The sequence below is a fragment of the Methylophaga sp. UBA2496 genome (assembly GCF_002341635.1).
In the GTDB taxonomy this organism is placed as follows: Bacteria; Pseudomonadota; Gammaproteobacteria; order Nitrosococcales; family Methylophagaceae; genus Methylophaga.
The window spans coordinates 501,228-509,670 of sequence record NZ_DDOK01000003.1; the positions used below are offsets into that span (position 1 = coordinate 501,228).

Genomic DNA, 8,443 nt, shown 5'->3' on the forward strand with positions numbered 1-8,443 from the left:
GCGATTAAGGGTGAGTTTGTTGATATCAGCTTTGGATAAGAAAAAAGCCCGACACTATTCAATAGTGCCGGGCTAAATTATGAAGCTGCTGTTAATTAAGTTACAAACTAAACACGCTTAACACACCGCCCAATGACGTCCAGTTGGACAGTGATTTATAAGCACCAACTGCACCCAGACCATCTGTATCATTCTCCAGATTATTGGTCATACCGATTCCGGCCCAGCCACCAATGCCTGACAAGATGGAGATGTATTGCTTGCCACCATGTTTGTAGGAATTGACGTTGCCGATAATGCCCGATGGGGTTTTGAAGCGCCAAAGTTCACGACCGGTTTTGGCATCCAGTGCTTTGAGGTAACCTTCCAGCGTGCCGTAGAAAACAACATCGCCAGCAGTAACCATTGCGCCTGACCAGACTGAGAACCTTTCTGGATTAGACCAGACGATTTTGCCTTCGCGAGCATCCCAGGCAATAAAGTTACCCATATTGTTTTCGGTCGCGGCGTACATATTTACTTCAGCACCCACATACGGCTGACCGGCCAGGTATTCCACTTCAAATGGTTCCAGATCCATGCAGATATGGTTGGTGGGCACGTAGAATAATCCGGTTTTTGGGGAAAAAGCAGCAGGTTGCTGATCTTTTGCACCATGCGCTGCCGGGCAGATACCGGTGGTTTGCGTATCTTCACCATGGGTTGCAGGTGAGTATTTCGCTACCCGATCTGGTAAGCCGGTTTTCAGATTAACGTTATCGGCCCAGTTCACACTCGGGTCGAATTTTTCTGCTACCAGCAATTCACCTGTTGCACGGTCCATGGTGTATCCAAAACCATTACGGTCAAAATGCACCAGCATTTTTCGCATTTTGCCTTTGATTTTCTGGTCGACCAGGATGTTTTCATTCACACCGTCATAGTCCCATTCATCATGCGGTGTCATTTGGTATATCCATTTGGCTACGCCGGTATCCAAATCTCGGGCAAACAGTGACATGGTCCATTTGTTGTCGCCCGGACGTTGCAAGGGGTTCCAGGTAGATGGATTACCGGTACCGTAGTAATACAGATTCATATCCGGATCATAGGAGAACCAGCCCCAGGTAGTGCCGCCACCGATTTTCCATTGCTCACCTTGCCAGGAGTTCAATGAAGAGTCTTTGCCGATAGGTTGCAGCATGGCAGTGGTGTTTTGCGGATCAACCATCATTTCGTCATCGGGGCCGGTACTGTAGGCTTTATAGAGTGATTTGCCACTCATATTGTAGGCTTGAACATAACCACGCACACCGAATTCACCGCCTGAAATACCGACAATGATTTTGTCTTTAAACACATTGGCGTTACCGGTGTTAGTTGCGCCTGTTCTTGGGTCATCACGTTTGTCCGACCACAGCATTTCACCGGTATTAATATCTAAAGCGACCAGCGTGGTGTCAGCCTGATTCAGGAAAATCTTGCCGTCACCATAAGACAGGCCACGATTGACTACGTCACAGCACATAACTGGAACCGTCTCATCGTAGTTTTGCTTAGGTTCATATTTCCATTTCATCGCCCCGTCATTGTTTAAATCTAATGCGAAGACGATATTGGGAAATGGCGTGTGCACATACATCACATCATCAATAATCAGCGAATTACCTTCATGGCCCCGTAAAACGCCGGTAGAAAATGACCAGGCCATTTTCAGTGCCTGCACATTGTCGAGGTTAATTTCAGACAATTGGCTATAACGGGTGTTGGCATAATCACCTGCTGACATCACCCAGGTGTCAGGGTTTTTCTGCATTTCGCCTAACTCATCTGCAACGCTGTAACCAGGAATGGTCATCGACAGCATCAGTAAAGATAATTTTGTTTTAGTCATGTTGTTTCCTCTATGTTAGCCGCCATAAAAAGCCATTAAACATTTGTCATGCGTTGTTGGCTTTTCAACGGTGTGGGGGATAGTAGCAACGAGGTAACAGGATTAATGGCCCGTGTGTCCGAAATTTTTTGAACGCCATGGAACCACAGTCAAGTAAGCCAAAGGCAGGCTTTGGAAGATAGGGTGAGATATTTATATTATTAATTGTGCAGAGAATATATATATTAAGTTTGGGTGAAGCAGCCGAGATGAAGAGAGTTTACAGTTTGAAGTCGTCAATAATGAAAGCATATATGGAAGACGTAATGGTGAAATCTCAGACATAAAAAAACCTCAGAAAAATTACTTGCTGAGGTTCTTTAAATCATTGGCTCCCCGAGCTGGACTCGAACCAGCGACCCAATGATTAACAGTCATATACAGGTTATATTGCTAATCCAAATAAAATTCCCAAAATATTAACAAGGACAGTCGCTTATGTGATACTTGAAGAAAGTGTATTTCATTTTAGATCCCGATCTTTACCGAGATATCACTTTCAAAAGTTACATAGCAGTTACATTGGAGATTGGGGTGGCGACGAACCAAATTATTTTTACACAAGCAAGAATCAAAAATCTTGCAGTTCCTGAATCTGGATATATGGAATATACAGATATTGAACAATCCAAGCTCATATGCCGAATTAGTTCGTCAGGTAATCGATCATATATAGTCAGAAAGCGAGTTCAGGGAAGACTTCGTAACATCACAATTGGGAAATGTTCCGATTGGAATGTTAAAGATGCCCGTGTGCAAGCTCAGCATTTATTACTGGCATTGGCCAGGAATGAAGATCCAATTTTGAATAAGCGAAAGAAAGAGAAGCTCAGAACCACATTGGCTGATTTGCTTGTTCTGTATTTGGATAATAGAAGCCTTCAGCCTAAAACAATCGAAGATTATCAATATAAAACTGAGAAGTACTTGAGTGATTGGCTGAGCAAGCCTGTCTCAGCGATATCATCACATGATGTTCAGACAAAGTTTAAGGAGCTGAGTGAAATTGGTAAAACAACGGCTAATGGAACTATGCGAATTTTTCGCTTATTAATGCTTTATGCAGTAGCACTTGAGTTAATTGAAGAATCACCAACGAAGGTACTGAAAAATGGCAGGCTTTGGCATAAAAATAATCGTTCAAAGCGAGTTATTCCTAGTAATAAATTAAAAAACTGGCTTGATGCAGTAGAGCAATTGACGAATCAGAAAGCTAAAACATATTTATTGATGTTGCTTCGCATGGGGGTTAGAAGCAGCAGTGCGCTATCTTTAAAATGGTGCAATGTAGATCTTGACGGCAAAACGGCAAAATTTGATACCAAGACAGGCACAGATGTGATGCTGCCCATTCCAGATCGATTAATACCTACATTGGAAGAATTACACAAAGAGACAGGAACTAACATTTGGGTGTTTCCAAATTTAGATGGAGATAATCCTATGTGGGTGCCTAAAAAACAGATCAATCGCATTATTAATCATATAAATCTTAAGTTTAGTAGCCATGATCTTAGACGTACCTTTGCTACTCTTGCTGAAGCTTGCGGGCTACCTACGACTCTCATCAAAAGAATGTTGGATCATGTCACAGATAGTGATGTTACTGGTGGATATATCATTACTGAGCAAGATACTTTGAGAAAAGCTTTTAATCAGGTGTCACAACTTATAGATGAAACAGTGAAAGCTTAACGAAACGATAAAAAACTTTGTAAATTGTTTTGATTGACCGAGAGCTATTTAAACGCAAGAAAAAACAAGAAGCTATTCTTAAAAAGCGTACCAAAAGTAACAGCCCTCGAAAATCGCTGGCCGAATTCAGCCTAATGTTAACAAAATCAGTTATCAAGAATTGATCAACGTCAAAATTGATGAGCCTCTAATCTACGAAAAAACACTTTATTCTGTTCAGAAAAAGTTTCAAACGCAGGCAAGTATGAGCATAACAAACTGAAGATTGCATACTTAAACTAAGCGGTTACTGTGATTTAATGAAATCCCCTTCACATCAAATTTTCCTTATCTCAATTATCTCCAATCACCATTTTTATTGTCTTTTTCGCTTGTATGGCAATTATCAAACGATAATTAAATGTACAGTAAGATGCTATACCTAGTAAACATTATAAATATCAATGTGTTAGGTGTTATCAAGGTGGTTTATCTTCCGTATACTGTTCATATGTAAACAACAACCAGAGGTAAATATGGACAGCAATATTTTTGAACTAATGACAGCTGCGGATGTTGCACAGCTATTAAAGGTTTCCACTCAAACATTGGCGAATTGGCGTAGTTCGGGTCAAGGTCCCAATTTTCATAAAGTGGGCGGATCTGTAAGGTACGAGCTTGCAGATATTAAAGAATTTGTGGCTAAGGGAAGGGCTGCATGAGCTGATCAATAAATCATTAACCTATAGTCGGTTATAGGTTAGTAGATCAATCAACCTTTTTGAGCTCAGCATTACTATATTAAGCAAGGAAATTTATTATGACACTCAGCCAGTTTATGCACGTAAAGACATATCCAAGAAAGATATCCAGTTTGTCATCCAAGAAGTATGGCAACACCGTGGATAAAATCGTGAAAGAGGCTATCAGATTTAAAGGGAGTTGCAATCACGTCAAGGTCCCTCAATCAGTGAGATTAATTTCAGGTAAACCTCTTGAGGATTTGCCAAAAAGACTTGAAAAACTACTGAAAGACACTGGTCAAAATATAATGGATACCAAGCATGGGGGGCTAAAAAAACGAGCTGTTCGGTTTGATGCGCACGTTTTGCTTGCTGCTGTATACAGTTATCCCGTCAAAATCGGAAAGGTAAAACACGATGCAATGGATGACTTTTTCAAAGATTGTATAGAGTTCCATCAAAATCAATTTGGTGAAATTGATTCTGCCGTACTCCACATAGACGAAAGTTATTTTCACATCCATGTTTATACAATAGATGCTAACGCTAAACGTCTCCACCCTGGATTTGCTGCCAAAGAATACAAAAAGATAGACACAACCTATACAGGTACATACCGTTCAGAGATGTCTAAGTTACAAGATTTATTTTTTGAACAGGTATCGAGTCACCATGATATAGCACGTATTGGTCCAGCTCGAAAACGCTACACAAGGGATGTTTACTTGAGCATCAAAAAAAATGCTGAAGAGCAGTCAGCTGATTATCTTGAGCATTTAGAGAAAACAATTAAGGATAAGCAAGCCGAGGCTGATAAAAAGTTTAAAGCAACAGAGCTTGAGAATCAGGCACAGATACAGAAATTACAACAGATGATTATGGCTCTCAATCAGAAATATGAGCACATGCAAAACAATCTTTCACATTGGGAAGCAATCCAAGTAGAAAATGCAGCTTTGAAAAAAGAATTAGCTAAAAGTCAGGCCTTAGTTGAGCAATATCAACAAGTAGAAGGTGACGATAACTATAGTCCTAGGTGAATTAAACCATAACAGAAAGGGGTAATTTTTACCCTATTACGTATTGAGGTAATGAATAATGGCAGCAAACGCCAAGTTTATTGACATAAAAGATGCTGAACTATTTAAGCTGCAGCTGAGTGACATGCTCGCTCTAGAACGTAAAAATGGGTGGATTGATACAGTGGAATTTTGCTACCAGAATATTCCTTTTTTAGGAAAGCACGGTACGCCCTCAAATCAAGAAATTCAGGGCAGTTTGGTAGGACAGCAAGGTTTTAAATCATGGAAAGCATTCGTTGAACATTTAGGCTGGAGTTATGATAGATGGAAAAATTGGCGTAATGCATATTCGATAGTTATCAAATACCCTTATCTTCGAGAATTACAGGTCAGTAAGAGTGCCATTACTAATACTCACAGAACGTTAAAAAATGACTTTCCATGCAATGCCATAGAGTGGCATGAAATGATTAAGAATAACCACAAACATAAAGTTAGTTCCAAACAGCGAAAAGAAGCAGCGAAAAGTCCTTCTGTAAATAAAACATTTATACCTCAATATTTAAATTTTAATAGTTTTAAAGAATCTTTAGTTCGGCAAGCCAGTGCATTAGATGCGCTAGAGCAAAGAAAAGTCGATGAAGTAGAGAAAATCAATGAGATTTCAGACATAAAGGCGATAAATAACAGCCTTCTAAAACAGCTTAAAGAGCAAAAAATTCAGACTGAAAATCATAAAGTTTCATCTAACCAGATCATGACTGAGAAGATTGAAATATCTCTTAAATGTAAGAGTTTGAAGCAACAATTAAAGGTGAACCATAAGAAAAATTGCCACTACAAAGCATATTCGATACTTATAACTTTAATGTTCCTTTTATCAACAATATTCAATGAGCCAGTAAGTTTGCCAAGCAATTTATCTTCTAGCATGACGTATATCTTTCAAGAATAATCCCATAACATAAAATCTTACAGATTGAGCAATCTATCATAACTTGCGCTGACATCATGATGCCGCAAACTTTATGTCTCCATGGCTGATACGAACGTTGAATGCATAGCTTCGTACTCCAGTTTGACTGTTGTAGCTATGCATACACAGCAGAAGAGGGGGTTGAAGCCTTTAGCAATACTCAACTTTTATCCCAAATTATTACTAAGTCAATGCACACTACCTAATATAAACAGGGTATACGGATTTAATGGTTGATGGGGCACCTTCACCCCATCAATCTGATACCACCCTCAGATGGTTGATAGATCGACTCCGTAGTTGAGTCCCTCTGCGAAGTCCGGCAGTCCGTAACCGATGGTTTTCTTGTAGAAAGGAGAGACCTTCGCAGTCGGTGCCTTCTTCTTGTGCTTCGTGGTGTAGAGCATTCGTGCCCGCATCACCTCGAAGGAGTAACCGCGCCCTTCACGGTTCTTGTCCTTGGCCAGTCGGTTGATGGACTCCGTGTAAGCGTTGGTGACGGGCATGTCCGTCTCGAAGTAGGTCATGGTCTCTTCGCGCCAGTTTCCCACTGCCCTGACCAGATCGCTCCAGACTTCCTTTTGGCCCTTCGGGATGGTGGCTATCCACTCGTCCAGGGCGGCTTCTGCCTGGAGCCGTGTGGTGGCGTCCCAGATGCCGTAGAAGCGCTCCTTGTGCTCGTAGGCGGCCAGCAGTTGCAGGAACGCGCCTGTCCAGGTCTCCATGATGAGGCGCTCCCGGTCTGAGACTTCGTGAGCGCGTTTCAGCAGGATTTTCCGGTCTCCCTTGAGAGTCCGGCTCTGGGACGGTTTCAGCTCCTTTCTGAGGCCCTTGCGCACTCTCTCTAGGGCATCGTTGGCCATGCGCACCACATGGAACTTATCGACCACGATACGGGCCTGGGGCAGCACAGCCTTGACCGCTGCCCGGTAGGGGTTCCACATGTCCATGCTGACGATCTCGACCTTCTGCCGGTCTTTCAGCTTCATCAGGTAGTTGGTCACCACGTCCTGGCGGCGGGTGGCCAGCAGGTCGAGCAGGGTTCGCTCCTCAATGTTGGTCAGAATGCAGCGGTAGCGCTTGTTCAGGTATAGCTCGTCAATGCCCAGGATGCGGGGCGTCTCGAAGCGGTGCCAGCGCCCCAGGAACTCGGCGCGGGCGTTGAAGATGTCGCGCACCGTCTTCTCGTCCAGGCCGGTCTGTGCCGCCACAAAGGTGTAGGGGTGGTTGAAGGATTCCTTCTCCACGTACTCATGCTGCCGCAGTGTCATACGGAATCCGTCCACCATCTCCGGTAGCTGGGGCCTGAATGTTGTCTTGCAGGCCCGGCAGGTGTATCGGCGGCGGACCACCCAGAGAGTGACCCGCTTGCCGTGGATGGGCAGATCACGATAGGGAACGTCACGCTTGCCGAACCGTACGAACTCACCCTGCACGCCGCATTCCTCGCAGGCGATGGGATCGGGCACGTCCACCTGGAAGTGCATTTCGTCGTCGGTTGATTTGCAGCCCAGTACTTGGTATTGCGGCAGGTGAAGGATGTTGTCGGGAAGTTCGGTCATGGTGTTGTATAGGCGTAGGTGTCAGTCAGATCCATCCGGCTCGGCATTGGTGTTTGCTTTTTTACCCAACAAGCTGCTGGAAACGAAAAGTAAGGCACCGAGGACAATTGCAATATCAGCCAGGTTGAAGGCCGGCCAATGCCAGTCTCGCCAATAGAAATCAAAGGAATCCACAACATAGCCGCGAAAGACCCGGTCAATCAGGTTGCCCATGGCGCCACCGAGGATAAGACTGTAAGCGATGGCTTCTCCTTTATGACGATTTTCAAGGATCAGCTTGATCAGAAAAATCGAGACCACTACCGCGATTCCGATAAAAAAGTAGCGCTGCCAGCCTCCACCATTCGCAAAAAGACTGAATGCGGCACCGGTGTTCCATAGGTGCACCCAGTTAAAGAACGGGGTCACCGAAACATACTCGCCATAGGCCATTGATTGCTGCACCAGCCACTTTACAGCCTGATCAGACGCTGCCAGCAGGCCCGATATGGACAATAGGGCATACGGCGAGAGCTTTTTGCCAATAATGAGCATTATTTAACCCTTCAACGCCA

At 43.5% G+C, this 8,443-nt stretch carries 7 protein-coding genes; 4 read left to right on the forward strand and 3 right to left on the reverse strand.

Features of this window, described 5'->3' with window-relative positions; genetic code table 11:
- Positions 1 to 100 precede the first annotated feature (100 nt).
- Positions 101 to 1,873 carry a methanol/ethanol family PQQ-dependent dehydrogenase gene (locus B2W60_RS03180; RefSeq protein WP_292361819.1) on the reverse strand — a complete coding sequence of 591 codons (1,773 nt, stop codon included), beginning with the start codon at positions 1,871 to 1,873 and terminating at the stop codon, positions 101 to 103.
- A gap of 573 nt (positions 1,874 to 2,446) precedes the next feature.
- On the opposite strand from B2W60_RS03180, the gene B2W60_RS03185 reads away from it, so the two are divergent.
- The 4 genes from B2W60_RS03185 to B2W60_RS03200 all read left to right on the forward strand — a co-directional run bounded on the left by B2W60_RS03185 (position 2,447) and on the right by B2W60_RS03200 (position 6,306).
- Positions 2,447 to 3,607, forward strand: coding sequence for a tyrosine-type recombinase/integrase (locus B2W60_RS03185; protein ID WP_168800187.1), 1,161 nt, complete (start codon positions 2,447 to 2,449; stop codon positions 3,605 to 3,607).
- 515 nt (positions 3,608 to 4,122) lie between these two features.
- Positions 4,123 to 4,308, forward strand: coding sequence for a helix-turn-helix transcriptional regulator (locus B2W60_RS03190; protein ID WP_211116142.1), 186 nt, complete (start codon positions 4,123 to 4,125; stop codon positions 4,306 to 4,308).
- Between the two features lie 98 nt (positions 4,309 to 4,406).
- Positions 4,407 to 5,369 carry a plasmid recombination protein gene (locus tag B2W60_RS03195; protein ID WP_292361820.1) on the forward strand — a complete coding sequence of 321 codons (963 nt, stop codon included), beginning with the start codon at positions 4,407 to 4,409 and terminating at the stop codon, positions 5,367 to 5,369.
- A 58-nt stretch (positions 5,370 to 5,427) separates the two neighbouring features.
- Entirely contained in the window at positions 5,428 to 6,306 is an 879-nt protein-coding gene (locus tag B2W60_RS03200) for a hypothetical protein (RefSeq protein ID WP_136554462.1), read from the forward strand.
- A 293-nt stretch (positions 6,307 to 6,599) separates the two neighbouring features.
- Here B2W60_RS03200 and B2W60_RS03205 read toward each other — a convergent pair whose 3' ends face one another.
- Together B2W60_RS03205 and lspA are read right to left on the reverse strand one after the other, a co-directional pair.
- Positions 6,600 to 7,889 (reverse strand): ISL3-like element ISPpu12 family transposase, encoded by a 1,290-nt coding sequence (locus tag B2W60_RS03205; protein WP_136554460.1) that lies wholly within the window; start codon positions 7,887 to 7,889, stop codon positions 6,600 to 6,602.
- A gap of 21 nt (positions 7,890 to 7,910) precedes the next feature.
- Positions 7,911 to 8,423 (reverse strand): signal peptidase II, encoded by a 513-nt coding sequence (gene lspA / locus B2W60_RS03210; protein WP_004863699.1) that lies wholly within the window; start codon positions 8,421 to 8,423, stop codon positions 7,911 to 7,913.
- Between the last annotated feature and the right edge of the window lie 20 nt (positions 8,424 to 8,443).

Coding starts and splice junctions, on each gene's coding strand:
- B2W60_RS03195 (WP_292361820.1), top strand. CDS start 4,407: ATGACACTCAGCCAGTTTATGCACGTAAAGACATATCCAAGAAAGATA.
- B2W60_RS03190 (WP_211116142.1), top strand. CDS start 4,123: ATGGACAGCAATATTTTTGAACTAATGACAGCTGCGGATGTTGCACAG.
- lspA (WP_004863699.1), bottom strand. CDS start 8,423: ATGCTCATTATTGGCAAAAAGCTCTCGCCGTATGCCCTATTGTCCATA.
- B2W60_RS03200 (WP_136554462.1), top strand. CDS start 5,428: ATGGCAGCAAACGCCAAGTTTATTGACATAAAAGATGCTGAACTATTT.
- B2W60_RS03180 (WP_292361819.1), bottom strand. CDS start 1,873: ATGACTAAAACAAAATTATCTTTACTGATGCTGTCGATGACCATTCCT.
- B2W60_RS03205 (WP_136554460.1), bottom strand. CDS start 7,889: ATGACCGAACTTCCCGACAACATCCTTCACCTGCCGCAATACCAAGTA.